The following is a 22975-nucleotide window of genomic DNA, read 5'->3' as shown; positions in this document are numbered from 1 at the left end:
ATGACCACGCAAGGCAACCCGGCCGCCGGCTATCGTATTGGCGCGCTGCTGGCTGATTTTCAGCCTGATTTTGAATTCTCAGCGCCATTGCCGCTGCCGCTGGACGAGTTTGAGGAACGTTTACGCCGCGTTCGCCGTGCCGCGGTGGAAGCCGGACACGATGCGCTGGTGGTGCATGCTGGCAGCGTCGGCTGGTTCCATGCCTCTAACCACTATTTGCGCTACCTGTGTGACTGGATGCGTGAAGGGGTATTAATTATCCCCACCGATGCGGACAAGCCGCTGACGCTGCTGTCATTCTTTACTCAGTCGGTGCTGCTCCCGCCTGCGGGTGAGCCTTTGCTGGTCAACGATATCTGGCAAATTGGGCCGATTGGCCGCGAATATTCGGATCGTCCGGGTGATTCGGTGGTGAAAACCGCGGAGAAATGTGCCGAGATCCTGACCGGTCTGGGCCTGAAGAAAGCGCAGATCGGCCTCCTCGGCGATCGCACCGCCCTGACCTTCTGGGCCGGACTGGAATCGATGCTGCCGGGGGCTAAATTTGTTGCCGACAACCCGATCCTCGACCGCCTGCAGAAGGTGCGTTCACCGCGTGAAATCGAGATGTTCCGCGCCGCGGCGCAGCTGATCAGTATCGGTACCCAGGCGGCCTACCATGTCGCCAGGCCCGGCGTGACCGACCACGAAATCTTCGCCGCCTTCACCGCCGCGCAGATGGCCTTTGGCGGCGAGACCGGCGACGGCTATCAGATTGGCATCAATGAATTCGGCACCCACTGCGGCAAGCCGTACGGTCACGTGGTGCGTCCGGGGGATTTGATCAATTTGTATATCTCCAACGTCACCTGGCGCGGCTACACCGCGCAAACCGCGCGGATGATCGCGGTGGGCGAGATCACCGAGCGTCAGGAAAAAGTGCTGGCAGCCTGCACCGACGGCGTAAAGCGCGCAGAGCGGCTGATCAAGCCCGGTGCGCTGATGCGCGATATCAATAACGCCGCCTTTGAGTCGATGATCGAACAGGGCCTGCTCGCCTCGCCGGAAGCGCGCACCATGCCGTACAACTGGTCGCCGATGCCGGATGGCGGCGCACGACTGATCCCGCAGCAGTACGTCAAGGATATCGACTGGGAAGCTCAGGGCCGCAAGCTGATGCATGTCTATCCGGCCACGCACGGTCCGCATAACCCCAATCTCGGCCATTCGGTCGGCATGGCCGGCGGTCAGAACAGCTTCAATATTTCATCGCACAACTACGACCGGCTGGAAGAAGGCATGGTGTTTGTGCTGCACACCCAGTGGCTGGAACCGCTCTCTGCCGGCTGCAACATTGGCGACTGCTACGTCGTGACCCGTGACGGCTTTGAGAACCTCAGCCGCCATACGCCGTTAGAAACTCACCGCATTCGCTCTGGAGCCTGAAATGAATCCCGCCGTCCCGCACACCTTTTTTGATTTCGCCGACTTAACCGAGCGCGAACGCTACAAGATCTTGATTGGCACCGTGATCCCGCGCCCGATCGCGCTGGTCACCACGCTCAGCAAGGATGGCGTGCCAAACGCCGGTCCATTCAGCTTTTTCAACGTGCTGACCCACGATCCGGCGATTGTGGCGATTGGCGTCGAGAACTATGACGATATGCGCTTCAAGGACACCGCGCGCAACATTCGTGAAACCGGCGAATTCACCGTGCATATCGTTGACGATGCGCTGGTCAGTCAGATGGAGATCTGCGCCATTAAGTTCGGCCCTGAAGTGGATGAGCTGGAGACCGCCGGGCTGGACACCACGCCCGGAAAAATGGTGCGCAGCCCGCGCATTCTGTCCGCACCGGCCGCGCTGGAGTGCCGCCGCCATACCACGCTGCAGGTTGGCGCGGCGCGCGAGATCATTTTAGGCGAAGTGGTTGGCGTGTATATCCGCAGCGATGCGGTCAATCCTGAGAATATGCATATCGATCAGCAGCTGATGGATGCCGTGGGTCGCATGGGTGGTAATACCTACTGCCGCACACGCGATCAGTTTGACGTAAAAACATTAACCAAAGAACAATGGGAGGAACGCCAGCTCACTAAATAAGTTCAGCGTAATCACAGACAGGGATTCTATTATCAGTAAATACCCCCCTTAAGGGGGGAAATAAAAACAACATTAAACAGGGTTTATAAAATGATGAAGCGTTCTCTTGCAATGGCAGCCATGCCACTGTTGGCTTTCCTGTGCCCGGCACACGGAGCTGAGATCTATAATAAAGACGGAAACAGACTTGATTTGACCGGACGTATTAAAACCTCGCACGTTATTTCCAACGATGCGAATAACGATGGCGACGCTTCATCAAATCTGCAGGGTGGGTTTTACGGCGAAACGCAAATATCCAGCCAGCTCACCGGCTATGGTACCTGGTCATATCAGTACAGCCTGCATAATTCCGAAGGCAGCGATGCGCAAAACGGCAACGCCACCCGCCTGGGCTACGCCGGATTAAAGTATGGCCAGTGGGGCTCCATTGACTATGGCCGCAACTTTGGCCTGGTGTATGACGTGATGAGCTATACGGATATGCTGCCGTATTTCGGCAGCGACTCCGACTATAACGACGTCTTTTTGGTGGGACGTTCCGCCGGATTACTCACCTGGCGTAACAACGGCTTCTTCGGCCTGCTCAGTGGGCTTAACGTTGCCGCGCAGTATCAGGGCAAAAACGAACGCGCCGGCGACAGTGATGCTATCACCCGGTCTAACGGCGACGGCTTTGCACTGTCGGCCACCTATGATTTTGGCTCGGGCGTCAGCCTGGTGGGATCCTTCGCCAGCCTCGATCGCACCGAGGAACAGAACAGCATGAGTCGTGGTAACGGCGAGAAAGCACAGCACTGGGCAGCCGGGGTAAAATACGACGCCAACAGTATCTATCTTGCCGCTGACTATGATGAAACGCTGAACGCCACGCCGATTAGCGGCGGGTTTGCCAATAAAGCGCAAAATATTGAGGCGGTGGCACAATATCAGTTCACCAATGGTTTCCGCCCGTCTCTGGCCTGGATATTCTCCCGGGCTGAAGATATTGAGGGGATTGGTGACACGGATATTATTAACTATATCGCACCGGGCGCGTATTATTACTTCAATAAGAATATGGTGGTGTTTGCAGAATATAAAATAAACCTGCTGAAAAATGACAATCCGCTGGGGTTAGCCACGGATGATGTGATGGCACTGGGGATTGCGTATCAATTCTAAGCTGCGGAAAGGGTTTAATTCATCGTTCTGATAAGCGTATTCACGCAATAAGAGGGGGTCACGTCCCGTGCCTGGAAATGGCCGGAGAGCGTGACCCCATTGTTGCTTTAGCGTCGTGCCAGCGCCGCCGCGTTTTTACCGGCCAGGATACCGAAGATAATGATATCGGCCACGGCGTTACCGCCGATACGGTTTGCACCGTGGATACCGCCAACCACCTCACCCGCCGCCCAGGCACCTTCTATCACCTGTTTCTGCGCATCCAGCACCGCGGTGTCCGGATTGATGGTCACGCCACCCATAGTGTGGTGAACCCCTGGGGCAATGCGGATAGCGTAGAACGGTCCCTGATTCAGTGGATGACGTAGCGCGGTTTTACGGCCAAAGTCTTCATCATCCTGTTTTTCAACAAACAGGTTGTAGCGTTCCAGCGTCGCCAGCAGCGCATGGAGATCCATGTTCAGCTTAATCGCCAGCTCCTGCGGTGACGGTGCGCTGATCACAAAGCCCTTGGCGATATACTCGTCGGCCGCTTTGTTATTCAGACGAACCTGCTCATCAAAGATCACCCAGGCACTTTTCTCCGGCAAGGCGATGATTTCGGCGGAGACTTTGTCGCGGGTTTCCATCTCATTAAAGAAGCGTTTGCCCGCCTGGCTCACCAGAATCGCCCCACCGCCACGAATGGCTTCGGAAATCAGGTAGGAGGTGGTCTGCTCCACCGTCGGGTGGATTTGGATCTCGCCCATATCCACGGTATCGGCACCGATTTTCTGCAGCATGGCGATACCGCTGCCGGTGGCGCCGGCATGGTTGGTGGTGACGAAGCCATCCAGTTCAGGACGGTATTTCACCACCATTTCGCGGTTGGCGCTGAAGCCGCCGGTGGCCACAATCACGCTTTTGGCATTCAGGATGCGGGTGTCGTTGTATTCATCGACCACTTTCACGCCGGTCACCACACCGTTCTCAACCAGAATCTCCGCCACGGAGGTTTCCAGCAGCACTTCGATATCGCGCTTGTTAATGTTTTTCACCAGGCCGCTGATCAGGAAGCCACCGACCGCAGACCGGTCAGCCGGACGGTGCGTACGGTCAATGCTCATGCCGCCGGTGATGGTGATATCGCACAGCTCAATTTCCTTGGCGGCCAGCCATTCGATCGCTTCTGGCGCCAGCTCTACGAACTCTCTCAGCAGCACCGGATTGTTTTTGAATTTGCCGCCCTTCAACGTTTCGTCATAGAACAGGTCTTTGCTGTCCTCGATGCCTTTCAGTTTCTGGAAGCGGGTTTCTGCCGCGTTCATCCCGACCGACGCCTTGATGGTGTTGCCGCCGATGGTGGGCATCTTCTCGATGATCACCACGTGAGCGCCGTCATCGCTGGCCTGAATGGCGGCGGCCAGGCCTGCGCCACCGCTGCCGATCACCACCACATCGTAATTCACCGGTGCCGCCGGGTTGCCGCCTTCCTCAATCACGTGCTCTTTACTGGAAGTGGCCAGCGCGCGGGAAACGGCTTTTTTCAGCGCTTCACTCTGGGTGGTCGCGCCGGTGATGGCGTCCACGTGCGGGCTGTTGGCGACCAGGATGCGGCTGCGCAGGCTCTCAAAGGTGGTGGTGAAGTCCACGTCCAGTGTGTCATCCGGCACCAGAATAATGTCGGTGATACGGTCGGTATCCAGCGTGACGTTGATTTTCAGCTTCAGCGCTTCGGCTTCCACTTTTTCCTGATAGACGCCGGCTTTGTATTTGCGGCCGGTGGTGCTGGTATCGCGGATCATCGCGTCGACCAGCGAGAAGCGCCACAGCGGCTCAGGAATGTTCAGCGCCTCGCGCTTGTTGCTGTCGATATAGAGTTCAAGGTGTTCGTTGTTGGTAATGCGATCGGCCCAGTCGGGATAGGCGATGCAGGCCTTACCGATCGCCACCAGGTCAAAGCCATGTTCCAGCGCGCTTTCGGCATCTTCTTTATTCACCACGCCACCGACGCCAATCACCGGCACTTTGGCGAGGGTTTCAGAGCGCATGGCGATAAATTTGCTGATCAGCGGCGTCGGATCTTCACGGTCGACGATGGAAGAACGCAGCAGCTGGCCGACGGAGAAGTGCACGTAATCCAGGCCACGCGCGGCGAGCTTCTCCAGCAGGTACATGGTGTCATCGAAGCGAATGCCGGGAACTTCCAGCTCTTCTGGCGAGAAGCGATAGCCGATAATAAAAGAATTATCCGCGAAGCGTTCGGCCATTTTATGGGTGATTTCTAACACTTCCAGCGGGAAACGGGCGCGGTTGTCGCGGCTGCCGCCCCACTTGTCGTCACGCTGGTTGGAGTTCGGAGAATAGAACTGTTGAATCAGATAGGTGTTCGCGCCGTGGATTTCCACGCCGTCGAAGCCGGCTTTGATCGCGCGGTTAACGGCATCACCAAATTTGGTGATCATCACATCCACTTCTTCCGCGGTCAGCGCCTGCGGCGTGGTGGCACCTTCACGGGGTGCGGCGATGGCACTCGGCGCAACCGGCGTTCTGCCGCCAATCAGCTCAGGCTCAACCATTCGGCCGCCGTGGTAAATCTGCAGAATCGCTTTCGAGCCCTTGGATTTAATGGCATGGGCAATTTTGCTCAGGCCGGAAATTTTGTTGTCGCTGTCGATAGCGATGGCGCCGGGGAAAGCCGGGCCTTTAGGATCGATAAAACAGCATTCCACGATCACCGTACCAATGCTGCCTGCACGGTCACGGTAGTACTCCACCAGCTCGCTGGTCACGGTGCCATCATAAAATCCGGTACAGGTGGTCATCGGTGCCATCAGCAGGCGGTTTTTCAGCACCGCGCCATTGGGCAGAGTCAGGGGATTCAGGATCGGGGTGAGAGTATGCATTATGATCAACTCCAAAATTTAAAAGTTTTGAATTCTGTCGCGGACGCGTTACTTTCCATTTAATTAAGTGGTCCGATGTGATGCAGTTAATATAACAATTTCTTTTCTTATATAACCGTTAATTTTAGTTATAAAACTTTTAAACGAACTGAAGTCGGTTAATTGATGGCCATACTTCAAATACCCACTTTAATTGTTAATCATTAGTAGTAAAAAATCAACCCTTCATTAACATACTAAATAAACCCATACAAATCATACACATAAAATCGTAGTGGATTTTTTAAGAAATTGAATCTACTGTCTTTAAGTTCAAGGCGATAGCGAAGATGTGGTCGACTTGATACAGAAAACTGAGTTTTATTAAATGAATTATATTTTTATATTAATTTAAGGGTGGCGAGAATATTTTATTGATCCAGATCAAAATTAGCGTCACAGGTAAATCGCATTATATTCGCACGTTGTCATTAATATAAATATGAAGACGTAAGATAAGGAAGTGAAATTAACTCAAATGTCACGGTAAAATAGCTAAAGTAACGATTAAGAAACTAAAAAAAGTGGCTGTAGACAAACCGGGGCGTTAAATCGCATTCTCCACAACTTGCAGACAAATACTATGAAAACGACATCAACTTTGAGTGAACCCGTCGCGGCACCTCCTGCCCCAGCGGGACAAAAAAAACGGCTGATTATGATGTTCCTGCCGGTGCTGGTTGCCGTGCTGCTGCTCCTGACCCCAGTGCCTGCCGGGCTGGAACCCTATGCCTGGCACTTCTTTGCTATCTTCGTCGGTGTCATCGTCGGGTTGATCTTTGAGCCTCTGCCGGGTGCGGTAATCGGCCTGACCGGGGTGGTGGTAATCGCCCTGTTTAGCCAGTGGCTATTATTCAGCCCGGCCGAGCTGGCCAACCCGAAATTTAAAATGGCCACCGAGTCATTTAAATGGGCGGTGAGCGGCTTCGGTAATTCCACCGTCTGGCTGATCTTCGGTGCCTTTATGTTTGCCGCCGGTTATGACAAGACCCAGTTTGGTCGTCGTCTGGCGTTGATTCTGGTGAAATACCTCGGTCGTCGCAGCCTGACGCTGGGTTACGCCATTACCTTCGCGGATTTACTGCTGGCGCCTTTCACCCCGTCCAACACCGCGCGCAGCGGCGGCACCATCTACCCGATTATTGCCAACCTGCCGCCGCTGTACGGGTCTAAACCGAACGATCCGAGCGCGCGCAAAATAGGTTCTTACCTGATGTGGGTAGCGATCACCGCCGCCTGTATCACCAGTTCGATGTTCCTGTCGGCCCTGGCCCCGAACCTGCTGGCGCTGGCGCTGGTGAAAAGCATCGTCGGTTTTGAAATCTCCTGGGGCACCTGGTTCCTCGCCTTCCTGCCGCTGGGCGTGCTGCTGATTCTGACCATGCCGCTGCTGGCGTACTGGTTCTACCCGCCGGAAGTCAAAATCAATGACGAAGTGCCAAAATGGGCGAAAGGTGAGCTGGAAAAACTCGGCAAACTGTCACGCAACGAAATTCTGCTGCTGGTGTTTGTCTGTAGCGCCCTGCTGATGTGGATTTTTGCCACCGCCTGGATTGAACCGGCCATGGCCGCGCTGCTGGTGGTGGTGCTGATGCTGTGGACCGGCGTACTGAACTGGAACGACATTACCAGCAACAAACCGGCCTGGAACACCTTCGCCTGGTTTGCCACCCTGGTGGCGCTGGCGGATGGCCTGGCACGCGTCGGCTTTATTGCCTGGTTAGGTAAAGAAGGTGGTCAGCTGCTGACCGGCATCGACCCACAGGTGGCGGCGGTGATGCTGCTGGTGGCCTTCTTCCTGCTGCACTACCTGTTCGCCAGTACCACCGCGCATACCACCGCGCTGCTGCCGGCCATGCTGACCATCGCCGCTGCCATACCGGGCATCAATATGCCGGTCTACTGCCTGATGATGGTGACATCACTGGGTGTGATGGGGATTATCACCCCGTACGGTACTGGCCCAAGCCCGATTTACTACGGCAGTGGTTACCTGCCAACCAAAGACTACTGGCGCCTTGGCACCATCTTCGGGGCCATCTTCCTGGCGGGCCTGATGCTGATTGGTTATCCGTGGATGGTCATGATGTTCTGACCCGCTGCGGCCCCGGCCGCAGAAGCATGCAGATGTTGAATAATTGTTATATCATCTCTTCCCTTGCCGGTCTTAGCGGGCCGGCAAGCCTAAAACCAATAAGATGCTGTCGCCAATGATATTGCCTGTTGCTCACGCAGCAACGCGTCATTAAGTGAGAAAAAAATGTCGAATAAACCTTTCTACTATCAAAATCCCTTCCCGCTCGCCGCTGACGATACCGAATACTACCTGCTGACGGCGGATCACGTTTCCGTTGCCGAGTTCGATGGTCAGGAAGTGTTGAAGGTTGACCCGCAAGCGCTGACCGTGATGGCGCAGCAGGCTTTCCATGACGCCTCCTTTATGCTGCGTCCTGCCCACCAGCAGCAGGTTGCTGCGGTGCTGGCCGACCCGGAAGCCAGTCAAAACGACCGCTATGTGGCGTTACAGTTTCTGAGAAACTCGGAGATCGCCGCGAAAGGCGTTCTGCCAACCTGCCAGGATACCGGCACCGCGATCATCAGCGGCAAGAAAGGCCAGCGTGTCTGGACCGGCGGCGGTGACGAAGCGGCGTTATCTCAGGGCGTCTACAACACCTATATTGAAGACAACCTGCGCTACTCCCAGACCGTGGCGCTGGATATGTATAAAGAAATCAATACCGGCACCAACCTGCCGGCGCAGATCGACCTCTATAGCGTTGATGGCGATGAATACAAGTTCCTCTGCATCGCCAAAGGCGGCGGTTCAGCCAACAAGACCTATCTCTATCAGGAAACCAAAGCCCTGCTGAGTCCGGCGAAGCTGAAAGATTACCTGATCGGTAAAATGCTGACCCTCGGCACCGCTGCCTGCCCGCCGTACCATATCGCCTTTGTCATTGGCGGTACCTCGGCAGAAAGCACCCTGAAGACGGTCAAACTGGCATCCACCCACTATTACGACGGGCTGCCAACCGAAGGCAACGAGCACGGTCAGGCCTTCCGCGATGTGCAGTTGGAAGAAGAGTTACTGGTTGCCGCGCAGCAGCTGGGGCTTGGCGCGCAGTTTGGCGGTAAGTACTTTGCGCACGATATCCGTGTGGTGCGTCTGCCGCGTCACGGCGCGTCCTGCCCGGTGGGCATGGGCGTCTCCTGCTCCGCAGACCGTAATATCAAAGCCAAGATCAACCGTAAAGGCATCTGGATTGAGAAGCTGGAAGATAACCCAGGCAAATATATCCCTGAGGAACTGCGCGAGCAGGGCGAAGGCGACGTACTGCATATCGACCTGAACCGTCCGATGAAAGAGATCCTCGATCAGCTTTCTCAGCATCCGGTCTCAACCCGCCTGTCGTTAAGCGGCACCATTATCGTGGCGCGTGATATTGCCCACGCTAAGCTGAAAGAGCGTCTGGATAACGGTGAAGGTTTGCCGCAGTACATTAAAGATCACCCGGTGTATTACGCCGGTCCGGCCAAAACCCCTGAAGGTCATGCTTCCGGTTCATTGGGCCCGACCACCGCAGGCCGTATGGATTCGTATGTCGATCAGCTGCAGGAAGCGGGCGGCAGCCTGATTATGCTGGCGAAAGGCAACCGCAGCCAGCAGGTGACCGATGCCTGTCAGAAACACGGCGGCTTCTACCTGGGCAGCATCGGCGGCCCGGCAGCGGTGCTGGCGCAGCAGAGTATTAAGAGCCTGGAGTGTGTGGAGTACCCGGAACTGGGTATGGAAGCCATCTGGAAAATCGAAGTGGAGAACTTCCCGGCCTTTATTCTTGTCGATGACAAGGGCAACGATTTCTTCCAGCAGATCCATCAGGAACAGTGCGCGAAATGCGTTAAGTAAGCTGGCCTGACCGGTGCCCTTCTCTTTCCAGAGCAAGGGCACTTTTTTTTGCCTGAACTAACTCAAATCCGCACCGTTACTGGCAATCACTTTCTGATACCAGTAGAAGGATTTCTTGCGGGTTCGCGCTAACGTTCCCTGCCCCTGGTCGTCACGATCGACATAGACAAAGCCATAGCGCTTGCTCATTTCGCCGGTGGACGCCGACACCAAATCGATGCAGCCCCATGAGGTATAGCCGATCACCGGAATGCCATCGGCAATGGCTTCGCCCATCGCTTTAATGTGCTCGCGCAGATAGCTGATGCGGTAGTCATCGACGATCTCGCCCTCAGGGGTAATCTCATCTTTGGCCCCGAGGCCGTTTTCCACCAGGAACAGCGGTTTCTGGTAACGGTCATACATCATATTCATGGTGATACGCAGTCCGAGCGGATCGATGCCCCAGCCCCAGTCGCTGACCTGAACATGCGGGTTTTTTAGCGATTTCACCACGTTGGCGGCACTGCTGTTGTTCTCGTTCATATCGGCCGAAGCACAGCGTGAGGCGTAATAGCTGAAGGACACGAAGTCGACGGTATTTTTCAGTAGCTCGCCGTCACCCTCTTCCATCTTCACGCTAATGCCTTTCTCGGCGAACAGACGACGGGTATAGGACGGATACGCGCCGCGCGCCTGCACATCAATAAAGAACAGGTTTTCGCGGTCTTTCTCCAGCGCGGCCCAAACGTCCTCGGGCTTGCAGGTCCGGGGGTAGAAGTTTCCGCCGGCCAGCATGCAGCCCACCTGGTTCTCCGCATTGACTTCATGGGCGATTTTGGTCGCCAGCGCGCTGGCCACCAGCTCGTGGTGCGCGGCCTGATACTTCACCTGAGACGGGTCTTCACCTTCTTCAAACACCAGTCCGGCACCGGAGAACGGGCTGGCCAGCAGGATGTTGATCTCGTTGAAGGTCAGCCAGTATTTCACCAGCCCGTCAAAAGCTTCAAAACAGGTGCGGGCATAACGGGCGAAGAACGCCACCATCTTGCGGTTACGCCATGAGCCGTATTCGGTGACCAGATGCATCGGCACGTCAAAATGGCACAGCGTCACCAGCGGTTCGATGTTGTGTTTTTTGCACTCATTAAACAGATCGCGATAGAAGGCGATGCCGGCTTCATTGGGCTCCAACTCGTCACCGTTTGGATAGATGCGGCTCCAGGCGATGGAGGTTCTGAACACGGTGAAGCCCATCTCGGCCATCAGTGCGATATCGTCTTTGTAACGATGGTAAAAATCGATCGCCTGATGGCTGGGATAAAACTCATCCTCACGCAGCGCAACGCGCTTTTCTAATCCGACTTTGACCGCCAGACGATGCGTGCCATGCGGGATGACGTCCACCGTCGTCAGCCCTTTTCCACCTTCAAAACTTGCGCCTTCGGCCTGGTTAGCGGCTAATGCGCCGCCCCATAAAAAACCGTCGGGAAACTGTGTTGCTGACATGACTTTCCTCTCTATCAGGGTGTTTTTACGGCAAGGGACGCCGCTGGTACGGCATCACTCTGCTTACTCTGTGCGGTGCGCGGCGCGTCAACCGGGATATCCTCAAAGCCGAGCAGTAAGGTGGTAACAAACGAGACCACTACCGCCAGCACCATCACGCCGACCACCCAGACAATGCTCATCGGATTAGCGGGATCAAAGAACTGCACGCTGGTGAACAGGCCCGGCGAGGCCATTGAGTGACTGGCCAGGCCGCCAATTCCGGCCACGGCGCCGCAGATAAAGCCACTGATCAGACAGGCAATCAGCGGGCGCTTAAGGCGCAGGGCCACGCCGTACAGCGCGGGTTCGGAAATGCCGGCCACAATGGCGGACGCCGCCGCAGCCAGCGCCGTCTGGCGCAGCTCCGGGTTTTTGGTGCGCCACGCGACGGCCAGTGAGGATCCGCCCAGCGACAGGTTGGCCCCGATTTCCGACGGCATTACCATGCCCTCTTTACCGGTTTCGGCAATGGTCTGAATAATGGTGGGGGTGAACACGCGGTGCATACCGGTCATCACCAGCAGCGGCCAGGCCGCGCCCATGATCGCCACCGACAGCCAGCCAAGGTAGCTGTGCACGGTATAAACCACGGCAGAGATCCCGGTACCGATCCAGATGCCCAACGGCCCAATCAGCACGATGGCGATGGGTGCGGCGATCAGCATAATCAGCATCGGCTTAAGGAAGTTTTTGGTGACCACCGGCGTGATGCGATCGACCCAGCGTTCGATATACGACAGCAGCCAGGTCATGCACAGTGCGGGGATCACCGTGTAGGTGTATTTCACCGCCGTCACCGACAGGCCAATAAACTCGACTTTTTGCCCCTGGGCAGCCTTGGCCATCAAATCGATAAAGGCCGGATGCACCAGCACCCCGGCGATAGCGATGGCCAGCGACAGATTGGTTTTGAATTTAACCGCCGCCGAGGCAGCGACCATCACCGGCAGGAAGAAGAAGGCGCCATCGCCGATAACATTGAGGATCACCAGCGTCGGATCGGCCTTGGTAAAGACACCGGACATTTCCAAAATCATCGCCAGCAGCTTGACCATCGAGCCGCCGATAATCGCCGGGATTAACGGTGACATGGTGCCGATCAGCGCATCGAGAATGCCCGCACCAATGCGCTTAAAGGAGAATTTCTTGTTGCTGCTGGCGATCTCTTTTGCCGCGACGTCGGCGGGCAGCAGTTTCTGCACTTCGGCATAAGCCTGAGAGACGTTATTGCCAATGATCACCTGGCACTGGGTGTCGTTGCTTACCACGCCCATCACGCCGGTCAGTGACTTCAACACCGCCGTATCCACCTGGGCAGCGTTAACAACCACGAAGCGTAAACGGGTCATGCAATGGGTCACGGCGGCGATATTGTCCACGCCGCCCAGCGCAGCGACTATCGACTGCGCCAGAGGTGCAAAGTTCTTGGCCATCAGGAACTATTCTCCAGAATTCATAGGGTTAGACGTTCAGGCTGCAGGAGCACGGTCTCTTGTTGGCCGTTAATCTGCACCGCTGAGAAAAATAGGTAACCGGTTTCACACGAGAATGTTCAACTCAGGGCTAAACTTCAATCAATTTGGTAAATGGCGATCTGAATTTGTGACAGCGATCGTTATTAGCGGGTATTTCATCGCGTGGTCTGCAGAATGTGTAGAATGACGCTTCATTTTGACTCTTCCAGGAGGGGCCTGTGTCAACAATGCAGGAAGTGGCAGCCAAAGCAGGCGTCTCAAAGGCCACGGTTTCGCGTGTGCTTTCCGGTAAAGGCTACGTCAGCCAGCAGACCAAAGATCAGGTCTACAAGGCCATTGAAGAAGCCGGTTACCGGCCTAATTTGCTGGCACGCAATCTGGCCACCAGCAAATCAATGTGTATTGGCCTGGTGGTCACCAACACCCTGTATAACGGCCCTTACTTTAATGAACTGATCTCGCAGGCGGCCAAAAAGCTCGATGCCAACGGCCGCCAGCTATTGCTGGTCGATGGCAAAAACAGCGCGCAGGAAGAGCTGGAAGCGATTGATTTCCTGCACGATCTACGCTGTGACGCGATCATCATCTATCCGCGTTTTTTATCGGTGGATGCGCTGGACCGGCTGATTGATAAAGACAATAAGCCGCTGATGGTGGTGAACCGTAAACTGCGCCAGCACCAGAGTCACTGCATCTGCTGCGACCATAAAGGCGCCAGCTTTAATGCCACCCGTTATCTGATTGAACGCGGTCACCGGCAGATTGCCTTTATCACCGGTTCGCTGGACTCCCCTACCGCGCTGGAACGCCTGTCCGGTTATAAGCAGGCGTTGGCGGATCATGCCCTGCCGATCAGCGACGAGCTGATCGTGAGCGGGAAATGGTCGCCCGCCAGCGGCGCGGCCGCGGTGGAAACCTTGCTGAAAAACGAAACCGACTTTAGCGCCCTGCTGGCCAGTAACGATGAAATGGCGATCGGGGCGATGAAAAAACTCAATCAGGCCGGCCTGGCGGTACCTGCCCAGGTGTCGGTAATGGGGTTCGATGACATCCCGACCGCCGCCTATTTGATCCCGGCCCTGTCGAGCGTTAAAGATCCGGTCAAAGAGATGGTCAACGAAGTGATCGGCCAGATCATTTCGATGCTCGATGGCGGCTATTTAGCCAAGCAAAACACCTTTGTCTCCGAGATGATCGTCCGGGATTCGGTCGCTGACGGACCTTTCCGCTAGCGGCGGGCGGCGGGCTCCCGGTCTGCCGCCGCCTGTTTTGGTGCATTCGCACTGCCATACAGCACGCTGTTCCTGCTTGTTATTTTCCCTGCCGCCAAGCCACTGTTAATTAACTGATTAATTTATAGTCAGCTCTGGCACAAACTTTGCAAAATTTAATTACTCGATTAATTAATCGGGTCCGTGCCAGATTTCGGGCAGGGTTATAACGACACCACTCCACAGGAGAAAAGTTATGACGGTTGATGACGCGATCGCGCTTTTCGATCAGCAGCGAGAGAAAATCTGGTTTGAGCAGCCCGCTGAAATTGCGGCGCTTGGCCGCGGTGAAGTACCACGCGGCACCGGTGCGCGCGGGCAGTATCTCAGCACCATTATTTTTGCCGAAGGCGAAGCCCGCACGCTGGCCGATGAGATGTTATGGGGCCTGATCCGCGTGGCGGAAGACCATCCAGACAGCGCAGATCTGAAAACCCTGCAGATGATCATCACCGAGATCATCGGTTACAAGGCCGACTTCTTTGACTTCGTCAGCCTGCCGGATGCCGCAAAGCTGCTGCACACTTATGTCCATGTGGCGGCCGAATGTCAGAGCCTGGACGAGCTGGTGCGCCTGTCGCATGCGGCCCTCTCCTGGGCCAACCGCCTGCATATGTGGGTCGACTTTATTCTTCCCTGGGGGCTGGGTGACGGCTTCCGCCGCGTCAAAGCCTGATACGCCTGGAGCAACGATGAAATTACAAATGACTGTGGCGGACGAGAAAGTCTGCGTGATTGAAGTGTGGGACGATAAAGTACCGAATCTGTGCAACGTTTTGCGCGAAAAGCTACCGATGAAAAGCATCCTGCAGCACGGTAAGTTGATTGGCGATATGGTGTTTTTCACCATGCCGATCGTCGCCCCCTGGGAAAACAAATATAAAACCGAAGACGTCGGCAAACTGCGCCGCGAGCAGTATGGCAAGGTGACCGGCGCGGTCTGTTATTACAGCCCTCGTCAGCAGTTTTGTGTGGTGTATGGCGATGATACCGCCGATGAGCCGCTGCCAATTTCGTATATTGGTGAAGTGGTGGAAGGCGCGCTGGAACTGCGCGTGACCGGCCTGGAAACCTGGTTCGATCAGGGCCGGGTGGTGGAACTCAGTATTATTGGTTAACGTTTCGGGCCGGGATCGCCGGCCCTTTATCCGTACTGAAAATCAGCGCCGCGAATTCACCCCAACAGGTCGCGCATCGCCTGATCAATCTGCATTGACGCTTCCGCTACCCGACCCGGCGCGCCGGCACAGTGTCCAAACGGTGAATGGATCGGCCTGAACTCACCGCCAACCTGCCCGCACTCCAGCCGGCTCTCTTCCAGCGTAAAATAGCTGTCGGTGTCGCACGGCATGACGATGGTTCTGGCTGTGACCGCCTGTAATGCCGCGCTAAAATCCCCCTGGTAGCCGGGTAACTGCCCGATGTCGGCCTGCTGCCAACTGTAGAGCATCGCCAGCAAATCGTTGGCATCCCAGTTTTGATGATCGCTTTCCCAATACTGCAACAGCGCTTGCTGGCTGGCGAAGCCGAGCTGTTGGTAAAGGTGCTCGCGGAAGAACTGCGCCGAGTAAGCCCAACCGGCATAGACCCGGCCAAAGGCGGCCAGCCCTTTCAGCGGCGGAGAACGGTAATTTCCGCCCTGCCAGCTTTCATCCGCCTGTAGCGCGGCTTTTACCCCGTCGAGGAACAGATGATTGAGCGGCCAGCAGCGCGCCGTTCCGCACACCACCAGCAGGTTGCGCACCCGCGCCGGCCAGGCGGCAGCCCAGTGCCAGGCCTGCATAGCCCCCATCGACCAGCCGCTGGCTAAGGCAATCTGCGTAATCCCCAGCGTATTGATCAACAGATCGTACTGCGCCGTAATATTATCAATCAGCGTGACCGGCGGAAACTGGCTGCCTGGCTGCGTTTGCGAGTTACCTGGCGAGGTAGAGATACCGTTACCGAACATATTGATCAGCACAATATACCAGCGGGCCGGATCCAGCGCCTTGCCCGTGCCAATCAACGGCAAATAGCTTTCGTCGCTGCCGGTATAGTAGCTAAACAGCACTACGGCATTGTCCCTGGCCGCGTTCAGTTCGCCAAACGCGCGCCAGCCAATCATCGCGTCGTTGAGGACGCCGCCCTGCTGCAACGGCAGGTTGCCCAGCGGATGAAATCTCCGTTCGCTCATGTCCACTCTCTCCGTGACTATGATATGATTAATTAATCAGTTAACTTAATTACACGTGTGGTTTACGCTAGGCTCAAAGGGGCAACGAATGAAGGAAGCAGCACGCTCCACCGGCGAGACCGGCAGCAGAAAAGCCAAGAAATCCCAAAGCGAAGTGGCTGAACTGCTGCAATCTTCCGCCTTCGAACTGTTTGCCCATCAAAACTACTCTTCGGTCAGAATCAAAGATATTGCCACCGCCACCGGCCTCAATTCCGCGCTGATTTATTATTACTTTGGCTCGAAAGAAGATCTGTTTGTGAAGGTGATCGAAACCGCGGTGACCAATGCCTTCCAGAAATTCGACAACGTGATTGGCAGTGATAACGGCCCCAAAGACATTCTGTTTTTATGGATTGAAATCCATATTTCTCAGTTCCATCTGTTGCAGAAGCTGGCAAAAATCAGCCTCGACTACTCCAGCACCAACGGCCGCATTCCTTCTATCGATAAAGCGATTAAGACCTTTTACGAGAAGGAGTCGGTGATCCTGAAAAACACCATCAAACAGGGGATTGCTGCCGGCACCTTCCGCGAAGTGGATCCGGCCGATATGGCGATGCTGATCTCCACCTTCCTTGATGGCGTGCTGTTCCGCAACGTGATGTTCCCCAACTTCAAATACAAACAGGCCATCCAGGTGATGCGCAATTTTGTCTTCGAGCAGTTAGAACCCCGGCCAGTCTGATCAGGCCTTAATGGCCTGAGGGCGATCGGCCGAATGGCAGATCGCCCCCGTTAACGCTAGAAAATCGTGCTGTAACGGTCGATCTCCCACTGGCTGACATGCAGGTGATAACTGTTCCACTCCTGCAATTTGTACTTCACAAACTCATCCTTCAGCGCCTTGCCCAGCGTCGCTTCAATAAAGGGATCGCTGTCAAAGGCTTCCACCGCTTCCAGCAGGTTCTGCGGCAGGAAGTCGATGCCGCGTGCTTTGCGCTCTTCTTCACTGATGGCGTACAGGTTGTCCTCGTTGGGCTGACGTGGGTCTATTTTTTCGCGGATCCCTTCCAGACCAGCCGCCAGCGCCAGCGTGGCCGCCAGATACGGGTTGACCGCGCCATCGGCATTGCGCGACTCGCAGCGACCGCCACCAGCCGGCACGCGCACCGCATTGGTCCGGTTGTTCGATCCCCAGGAGTTAAACACCGGTGCCCAACTGAAATAGCTCATGGCCCCCTGACGCACCAGACGCTTATAGCTGTTCACCGTCGGGGCGAAAGCGGCGCACAACGATCGGCCATGCTTCAGCAGGCCACCGATAAAGTGATAGCCGGTTTCGCTCAGCCCCAGTCCCCAGGGATCGTCACTGCTGCCGGCCTGATGTTTGAACAGGTTATCGCCGGTTTTCAGGTCATACAGCGACATATTAAAGTGCGCACCGGTGCCGGTCTTATCCGAGAAGGGTTTCGGCATAGTAGTGGCCACCAGCCCCATCTCTTTGGCGTAGTGCTTGGCCATAAAGCGGAAGAAGATAAACCGGTCGCAGGAGGTCAGCGCATCGGCATAGTTAAAGTCGAATTCATACTGGGAGTTGCCATCTTCGTGATCCAGCGAATAGAGGTCCCAGCCCAGCGCGTTGATGGTGCTGGAGACTTTATCCAGCCAGGCAAACTGGTCGACGAAGCCCTGCAGGTCATAGCACGGCTTGGTCAGTTTATTGTCTTTTTCCGGTACGGAAAGCGAGCCATCTTCATTGCGCTTCAGCAGATAGATTTCGCATTCAATTCCCAGGTTAAAGCCGAATCCCATCTCGTTGGCCTGCTTCAACACGGTTTGCAGCGCCACGCGGGTATTCAGCGCATAGGGTTTGCCCTGGAAGTGGTTATCCGCCGGCATCCAGGCGATTTTCGGCTCCCACGGCAGCTGGATGATATGGTCCAGATCCGGCACCGAGGTCAGTTCATCTTCGTTCGGCAATTGCCCGAGGCCATCCAGCGCGTAGCCGGTATAGCGTTCCGAGCCCTCCGCCATATGGCTGAGATGCTCAATCGGCACCACTTTGCCCTTGGGTACGCCGTGAATATCCACGTAAGCACCAATGCAATATTCCACGCCTTTGGCTTTCAGGCTTTGCTTAATCTCTGCGATCTCTCCGGCTGTTTTCATCTTCTTCCTGCCTCAACTGTGTTCAACGATCGGGTGCGGGACATACGGCGCTTCAAGCTGGCCGATCTCCTCCGCAGTAAGGGTCAATTCACTGGCGGCGACCGCCTCTTCAAGGTGGAGAAATTTCGTCGCGCCGATCACCGGCGAGGCCACGGCTTTGCGTGTGAACAGCCAGGCTAACGCAATCTGCGCCTGCGACACGCCGCGCGCTGTCGCCACCGCCGTCACCGCCTGAATCACCCGACGGTCCGCCTCTTCGGTTGCCCGGTAGAGAAATTCCGCATAAGAATCTTTGCCGCCGCGCTCGCTGTTTTGCTGCGCCTCAACCGGTCGGGTTAACCTGCCGCGCGCCAGCGGACTCCACGGCGTGACGCCCACCCCTTCGCTGGCGCACAGGTCGAGCATTTCGCGCTCTTCTTCGCGGTACAGCAGGTTGAGGTGATTCTGCATGGCAATAAAGCGCGACCAGCCGTGATACTTCTGCACCTGCAACGCCTTGCTGAACTGCCAGGCATACATCGAAGACGCGCCGAGATAGCGCACCTTGCCGGCCTTCACCAGGTCGTGCAGCGCCTCAAGCGTCTCCTCCAGCGGGGTGTCGTAATCCCAGCGGTGAATTTGATACAGGTCGATATAATCGGTGCCGAGACGGCGCAGGCTGTGGTCGCACTCGGCGAAAATCGCCTTGCGGGACAGGCCCTTGCTGTTGGCCCCCTTACGCATCGGGTTATAGAGTTTGCTGGTAATCACCACCTCATCGCGGTTAGCGAAATCTTTCAGCGCCCGGCCCAACACCTCTTCACTGGCCCCTTTGGCGTAGATATTCGCCGTGTCGAAAAAGTTGATCCCCAGCTCCAGCGCTTTACGGATAAAGGTGCGGCTTTGCTCTTCGTCAAACGTCCAGCTGTAGCCGCTGGCCGCTGGCGGCGCGTAGGTGACACAGCCCAGACTGAGGGCAGACACTTCCAGGCCGGAATGGCCCAGCTTCAGGGTTCTCATCGCAGTTCCTCAGGCGGTCAGTTTGCGTTTCAGATAGTTGGCGAGATGCCAGACGGACGTTTCCAGATGGCTGAGCCGTCCAGGCCGGGCCAGCTGCGAGCGGCTGCCGCGCTGCTGTTCGGCGTTGATTTCCAGATCTTCGGCGACAATGGTCATCACTCCCGCGCGCATCCGTTCGACGGTATCCGCAAAGTCGCTGCGCGCGGCCGCCGGTTTCGACACCAGCACCACGCGATGCCAGACCGACATCGATTTGCTGACCGGCAGAATGACGTTGATGGTCACCCGGTCAGGATTCAGCGACATCAGGCAGGTGGGATACAGCAGCAGCAGATCGCTGCGCCGTAAATCATCGCCTTCCAGCCCGCCGAAGGGCTCCAGCCCGGCGGTCATGATTTCACTGATATCGCCGTTTTTGCGCAGCGGCTGATGGCAAACGGTCCAGCCCGGCGTGTCTTCACCTATCCAGGTCAGGCGACCCGGGAAGCTGTCTTCCAGCGTGGTACGGTGTACGCCGGCGTGGTGATAACACTCAATGAAGGTTTCCACTGCCATCTTCCAGTTGAACGGACAGTCGTAATCGAGGGTGAAAGCGCAGTGCAGATCCGCAAGGTGGTATTTTTCCAGCACCGGCACCAGCGGCCCCAGACGATCGCTTAACGGTGCCAGGGTTGCCGAGAAGGTAATAAAGATCATGCCGGCGACGATCTCATGGCGGATTTGCGGCAGCTGGCAGTCATGGCGATCGAAACCTTCTGCCTGCTGCATCGACGGTGCGCCGGTCAGTTTGCCTTCGGTGTTATAGCTCCAGTTGTGGAACGGACAAACGAAGACCCGCGAATTGCCGCTGCCGCTGGCGATCGGCACCCAGCGGTGCAGGCAGACGTTGGACATCACGCGGATGCCCTGTGCATTGCGCACCACCAGCAGCGGCTCGCCGATCACATCCAGCGTAAAGTAGTCGTTCTCATTGGGCAGCTGCGCCACATGGCCGACAAACAGCCAGTCCTCCCGCAGTACCTTCTGCGCTTCAATACGGAAGAACGCGTCACTGTTGTAGGCTTCCGCCGGCAGGGTTTCGGCCCTCGCCGCATTGTCGCTTTGTTGCGCCAGGATCTGCCGGGCAATCGCTTCGCCGTCGTCATAACGACAGTCTATTTTCGTTTCAGTTTGCATAAACTCCCCCCTGATGGCCTGACAGTGCAGGATTAAAATCGACGGTAATGCGGCCTAACTCCGCCTCCAGCAGCGGGATCACCCGTTCGCCAAACAGCTCAAGCGAACGGCGTGCCCGGGCTAGCGGCATATCACCAAACTGGAAAAAGCAGTTGTAGTGGCTGGGACGGATTTCACGCACTTCGCTGAGAATGCGTTCGGCCACCGTTTCCGCATCGCCAAACATCAGGTTGTCACATACCTGGTCCAGCGTCGGCTCCCCGACGAACGGCGGCGCGTCGATAAACGCTTCCGCGCTGACCTGGGTGTCACCCTGTAGCGCGACGATCATCCTGGCGACGAACATCGCACGGTCTGCAGCTTCACGCGCTTCGCTGCGGCTGTCGGTCACGTGGATGTATTGCTGGATCGCCACCGGCATATCGCCGTTGAGACCCGCCGCCTGCCAGCCGGCTCGGGCATCGCGCACCGTCTGCCTTAGCTTGTGCGTACCGCGATAACCGGCGGTCATAAACGGCGTTGCCTGCCACGGCTGGAAAGCCTTCAGCACCGACGGATTGGTCGAGGTGATGTACAGCGGCGGCAGCGGCTTTTGCAGCGTATCCAGCAGAAAATCGGTCACCAGCGGCGCACCGTGGCGATCGGCTGACTGGGTGTGTCCCGTGGTCAGGGCATCGCTGACCATTTGCCAGTTCGCCAGCAGCCGATCGGTTCGCGCGTCCACATCCAGACCGTAACGATCGAATTCCCATGCCTGATAGCCGCTGCCAATGCCCAGCACCAGCCGACCGTCGGTCAGCCGATCCACCAGCGCGATCTCCTGCGCAATGCGCATCGGGTGGTAGAGCGGCAGTACGATCACCGCCGTCCCCAGTTTGATGCGTTGGGTGTATCCCGCCATATGTGCCGCCATCATCAGTGGCGACACGCTGATCGAGTAATTGGTGAAATGGTGTTCAGCAAACCAGGCGGTGTCAAAACCGATGGCTTCTGCCAGCTGAATCATTTCGCGCGTGTCCTGAATAACCCCTTGCAGACCTCGGGCGTTATCCTTAAAAGACATCAAGTTAAATAAACCCAGTCTCATACGTTTTCCCCGGACAAACTGACCCACGGTGAGTTACCTCACCCGACCTTTGCTGTAATGTTTTTCTATGCGGGTCTGCGCAGCGCTGAGCAGCGTTGTCGCGACCAGGTACCAGATGCACGCCACAATCAGCAGCGGAATATTTTCGTACGTTCGTGAATAAATGGCCTGCGCCGAATAGAGCAGGTCGGAGAGTGAGATCACGCTGACCAGCGAGGTGGTCTTGAGCATGCCGATAATCTGGTTGCCGGTCGGCGGAATAATAAACGGCACCGCCTGCGGTAAGATCACCCGTTTTAAATACTGGTTTTTGGTCATGCCCAACGCGCGAGCGGCTTCCTGCTGACCGTCATCGACCGAGGAGATCCCCGCGCGAATAATTTCCGCCATATAGGCCGACTCGTTCAGCCCCAGGCCGAGGATTGCCGCCGTCCATGGGGTGATCAGGTCGTTCATGCTGCCCTGCCACAGGGAAAACACGCCGGGAATGCCGATATTTACCGTCGGATAGAGCGCCGCCAGGTTGTACCAGAAGATCAGCTGTACCAGCACCGGCGTGCCGCGGAAGAACCAAATCCAGCCGCCGCTAAAGCCAGACAGCAACGGGTTAGTCGACAGCCGCATCACCGCGATGACGACGCCCAGCACAATCGCCAGCAGCATAATGACCAGCGTTAACCAGCTGGTGGTAACCAGTCCACTGAGGATGGTCGGCGAGAACAGGTATTTCCCCACCGTCGCCCAGCCAAAGTTGGGGTTGGTTATCATCGACTCGGCGACCAGCGCAATCAGCACCACAATCACCACTGCCGATATCCAGCGGCCGACATAGCGCGAAGGCACCACCTTCAGTTGGTCATGCGGGTAAGGATTCTCTTTACTGGCCCGCAGTCGGGTGTCGTTAAGCGCCTGGTGGTTCTCTGTCATCGCAATTCTCTTTTCGTTACGCATGGGAGGATCCCTGCAGAAAGTCGAATTAATTAATCGATTAATTAACACTACGAGCGCGGATCCGTCAACACAATCCCTGCT

At 56.3% G+C, this 22975-nt stretch carries 18 protein-coding genes; 9 read left to right on the top strand and 9 right to left on the bottom strand.

From position 1 onward, the window contains the following. From EBC_RS10500 to EBC_RS10490, 3 genes are all read left to right on the top strand, one after another. Complete coding sequence (locus EBC_RS10500; protein ID WP_013201765.1) at positions 1–1425, top strand: M24 family metallopeptidase; 1425 nt, start codon at positions 1–3, stop codon at positions 1423–1425. 1 nt (position 1426) lies between these two features. After that, complete coding sequence (locus EBC_RS10495) at positions 1427–2083, top strand: flavin reductase family protein (RefSeq protein WP_013201764.1); 657 nt, start codon at positions 1427–1429, stop codon at positions 2081–2083. A 90-nt stretch (positions 2084–2173) separates the two neighbouring features. Next, complete coding sequence (locus EBC_RS10490) at positions 2174–3247, top strand: porin (protein ID WP_041691972.1); 1074 nt, start codon at positions 2174–2176, stop codon at positions 3245–3247. A gap of 107 nt (positions 3248–3354) precedes the next feature. Here EBC_RS10490 and EBC_RS10485 read toward each other — a convergent pair whose 3' ends face one another. Continuing rightward, positions 3355–6132 (bottom strand): flavocytochrome c, encoded by a 2778-nt coding sequence (locus EBC_RS10485; RefSeq protein WP_013201762.1) that lies wholly within the window; start codon positions 6130–6132, stop codon positions 3355–3357. Positions 6133–6754: 622 nt separating this feature from the next. Between EBC_RS10485 and EBC_RS10480 the strand changes: the two genes are divergently transcribed. Then, positions 6755–8266: an anion permease gene (locus EBC_RS10480; RefSeq protein ID WP_041691971.1), complete on the top strand. Its 1512-nt coding sequence runs from the start codon at positions 6755–6757 to the stop codon at positions 8264–8266. A 165-nt stretch (positions 8267–8431) separates the two neighbouring features. Next, a complete protein-coding gene (gene fumA, locus EBC_RS10475; RefSeq protein ID WP_013201760.1) occupies positions 8432–10078 on the top strand; it encodes a class I fumarate hydratase FumA in 1647 nt (548 codons plus the stop codon). A 57-nt stretch (positions 10079–10135) separates the two neighbouring features. Here the strand turns inward: fumA and EBC_RS10470 are convergent, their stop codons facing one another. Continuing rightward, positions 10136–11566 carry a 6-phospho-beta-glucosidase gene (locus tag EBC_RS10470; protein ID WP_013201759.1) on the bottom strand — a complete coding sequence of 477 codons (1431 nt, stop codon included), beginning with the start codon at positions 11564–11566 and terminating at the stop codon, positions 10136–10138. Positions 11567–11580: 14 nt separating this feature from the next. Continuing rightward, complete coding sequence (ascF, locus tag EBC_RS10465; protein ID WP_013201758.1) at positions 11581–13041, bottom strand: PTS cellobiose/arbutin/salicin transporter subunit IIBC; 1461 nt, start codon at positions 13039–13041, stop codon at positions 11581–11583. Between the two features lie 260 nt (positions 13042–13301). Between ascF and EBC_RS10460 the strand changes: the two genes are divergently transcribed. The 3 genes from EBC_RS10460 (at position 13302) to EBC_RS10450 (ending at position 15472) form a co-directional block, all read left to right on the top strand. Further along, positions 13302–14315 (top strand): LacI family DNA-binding transcriptional regulator, encoded by a 1014-nt coding sequence (locus EBC_RS10460; RefSeq protein WP_013201757.1) that lies wholly within the window; start codon positions 13302–13304, stop codon positions 14313–14315. 235 nt (positions 14316–14550) lie between these two features. Continuing rightward, a complete protein-coding gene (locus EBC_RS10455) occupies positions 14551–15030 on the top strand; it encodes a cucumopine synthase-related protein (RefSeq protein ID WP_013201756.1) in 480 nt (159 codons plus the stop codon). A 16-nt stretch (positions 15031–15046) separates the two neighbouring features. Further along, entirely contained in the window at positions 15047–15472 is a 426-nt protein-coding gene (locus tag EBC_RS10450; RefSeq protein ID WP_013201755.1) for a DUF3830 family protein, read from the top strand. Positions 15473–15528: 56 nt separating this feature from the next. On the opposite strand, the gene EBC_RS10445 is transcribed toward EBC_RS10450, so the two are convergent. After that, positions 15529–16530, bottom strand: coding sequence for an alpha/beta fold hydrolase (locus tag EBC_RS10445; protein WP_013201754.1), 1002 nt, complete (start codon positions 16528–16530; stop codon positions 15529–15531). An 88-nt stretch (positions 16531–16618) separates the two neighbouring features. Here EBC_RS10445 and EBC_RS10440 point away from each other — a divergent pair, with 88 nt between their 5' ends. Beyond that, entirely contained in the window at positions 16619–17257 is a 639-nt protein-coding gene (locus EBC_RS10440) for a TetR/AcrR family transcriptional regulator (protein ID WP_013201753.1), read from the top strand. A 56-nt stretch (positions 17258–17313) separates the two neighbouring features. On the opposite strand, the gene glnT is transcribed toward EBC_RS10440, so the two are convergent. From glnT to EBC_RS10415, 5 genes are read right to left on the bottom strand one after another with little or no spacing between them, the layout of a single operon-like run. Continuing rightward, the gene (gene glnT, locus EBC_RS10435; RefSeq protein ID WP_013201752.1) at positions 17314–18681 is read right to left on the bottom strand and encodes a type III glutamate--ammonia ligase; all 1368 of its coding nucleotides are present in this window, start codon (positions 18679–18681) and stop codon (positions 17314–17316) included. A gap of 12 nt (positions 18682–18693) precedes the next feature. Then, the gene (locus EBC_RS10430) at positions 18694–19680 is read right to left on the bottom strand and encodes an aldo/keto reductase (protein ID WP_013201751.1); all 987 of its coding nucleotides are present in this window, start codon (positions 19678–19680) and stop codon (positions 18694–18696) included. Between the two features lie 9 nt (positions 19681–19689). Continuing rightward, positions 19690–20856 carry an aromatic ring-hydroxylating oxygenase subunit alpha gene (locus EBC_RS10425; RefSeq protein WP_013201750.1) on the bottom strand — a complete coding sequence of 389 codons (1167 nt, stop codon included), beginning with the start codon at positions 20854–20856 and terminating at the stop codon, positions 19690–19692. Beyond that, positions 20846–21919 carry an LLM class flavin-dependent oxidoreductase gene (locus EBC_RS10420; protein ID WP_231853711.1) on the bottom strand — a complete coding sequence of 358 codons (1074 nt, stop codon included), beginning with the start codon at positions 21917–21919 and terminating at the stop codon, positions 20846–20848. Before EBC_RS10420 ends, EBC_RS10425 begins: the two co-directional genes overlap by 11 nt. 57 nt (positions 21920–21976) lie before the next feature. Further along, positions 21977–22894: an amino acid ABC transporter permease gene (locus EBC_RS10415; protein ID WP_013201748.1), complete on the bottom strand. Its 918-nt coding sequence runs from the start codon at positions 22892–22894 to the stop codon at positions 21977–21979. Between the last annotated feature and the right edge of the window lie 81 nt (positions 22895–22975).

The organism is Erwinia billingiae Eb661 (genome assembly GCF_000196615.1).
GTDB classification, from domain to species: Bacteria; Pseudomonadota; Gammaproteobacteria; order Enterobacterales; family Enterobacteriaceae; genus Erwinia; species Erwinia billingiae.
The sequence above is the reverse complement of the archived record's forward strand: the minus strand, read 5'-3'. Positions and strand labels throughout refer to the sequence as shown.

Coding starts and splice junctions, on each gene's coding strand:
- glnT (WP_013201752.1), bottom strand. CDS start 18,681: ATGAAAACAGCCGGAGAGATCGCAGAGATTAAGCAAAGCCTGAAAGCC.
- EBC_RS10445 (WP_013201754.1), bottom strand. CDS start 16,530: ATGAGCGAACGGAGATTTCATCCGCTGGGCAACCTGCCGTTGCAGCAG.
- EBC_RS10430 (WP_013201751.1), bottom strand. CDS start 19,680: ATGAGAACCCTGAAGCTGGGCCATTCCGGCCTGGAAGTGTCTGCCCTC.
- ascF (WP_013201758.1), bottom strand. CDS start 13,041: ATGGCCAAGAACTTTGCACCTCTGGCGCAGTCGATAGTCGCTGCGCTG.
- EBC_RS10440 (WP_013201753.1), top strand. CDS start 16,619: ATGAAGGAAGCAGCACGCTCCACCGGCGAGACCGGCAGCAGAAAAGCC.
- fumA (WP_013201760.1), top strand. CDS start 8,432: ATGTCGAATAAACCTTTCTACTATCAAAATCCCTTCCCGCTCGCCGCT.
- EBC_RS10450 (WP_013201755.1), top strand. CDS start 15,047: ATGAAATTACAAATGACTGTGGCGGACGAGAAAGTCTGCGTGATTGAA.
- EBC_RS10425 (WP_013201750.1), bottom strand. CDS start 20,856: ATGCAAACTGAAACGAAAATAGACTGTCGTTATGACGACGGCGAAGCG.
- EBC_RS10490 (WP_041691972.1), top strand. CDS start 2,174: ATGATGAAGCGTTCTCTTGCAATGGCAGCCATGCCACTGTTGGCTTTC.
- EBC_RS10420 (WP_231853711.1), bottom strand. CDS start 21,919: ATGTCTTTTAAGGATAACGCCCGAGGTCTGCAAGGGGTTATTCAGGAC.
- EBC_RS10455 (WP_013201756.1), top strand. CDS start 14,551: ATGACGGTTGATGACGCGATCGCGCTTTTCGATCAGCAGCGAGAGAAA.
- EBC_RS10470 (WP_013201759.1), bottom strand. CDS start 11,566: ATGTCAGCAACACAGTTTCCCGACGGTTTTTTATGGGGCGGCGCATTA.
- EBC_RS10415 (WP_013201748.1), bottom strand. CDS start 22,894: ATGCGTAACGAAAAGAGAATTGCGATGACAGAGAACCACCAGGCGCTT.
- EBC_RS10500 (WP_013201765.1), top strand. CDS start 1: ATGACCACGCAAGGCAACCCGGCCGCCGGCTATCGTATTGGCGCGCTG.
- EBC_RS10485 (WP_013201762.1), bottom strand. CDS start 6,132: ATGCATACTCTCACCCCGATCCTGAATCCCCTGACTCTGCCCAATGGC.
- EBC_RS10495 (WP_013201764.1), top strand. CDS start 1,427: ATGAATCCCGCCGTCCCGCACACCTTTTTTGATTTCGCCGACTTAACC.
- EBC_RS10480 (WP_041691971.1), top strand. CDS start 6,755: ATGAAAACGACATCAACTTTGAGTGAACCCGTCGCGGCACCTCCTGCC.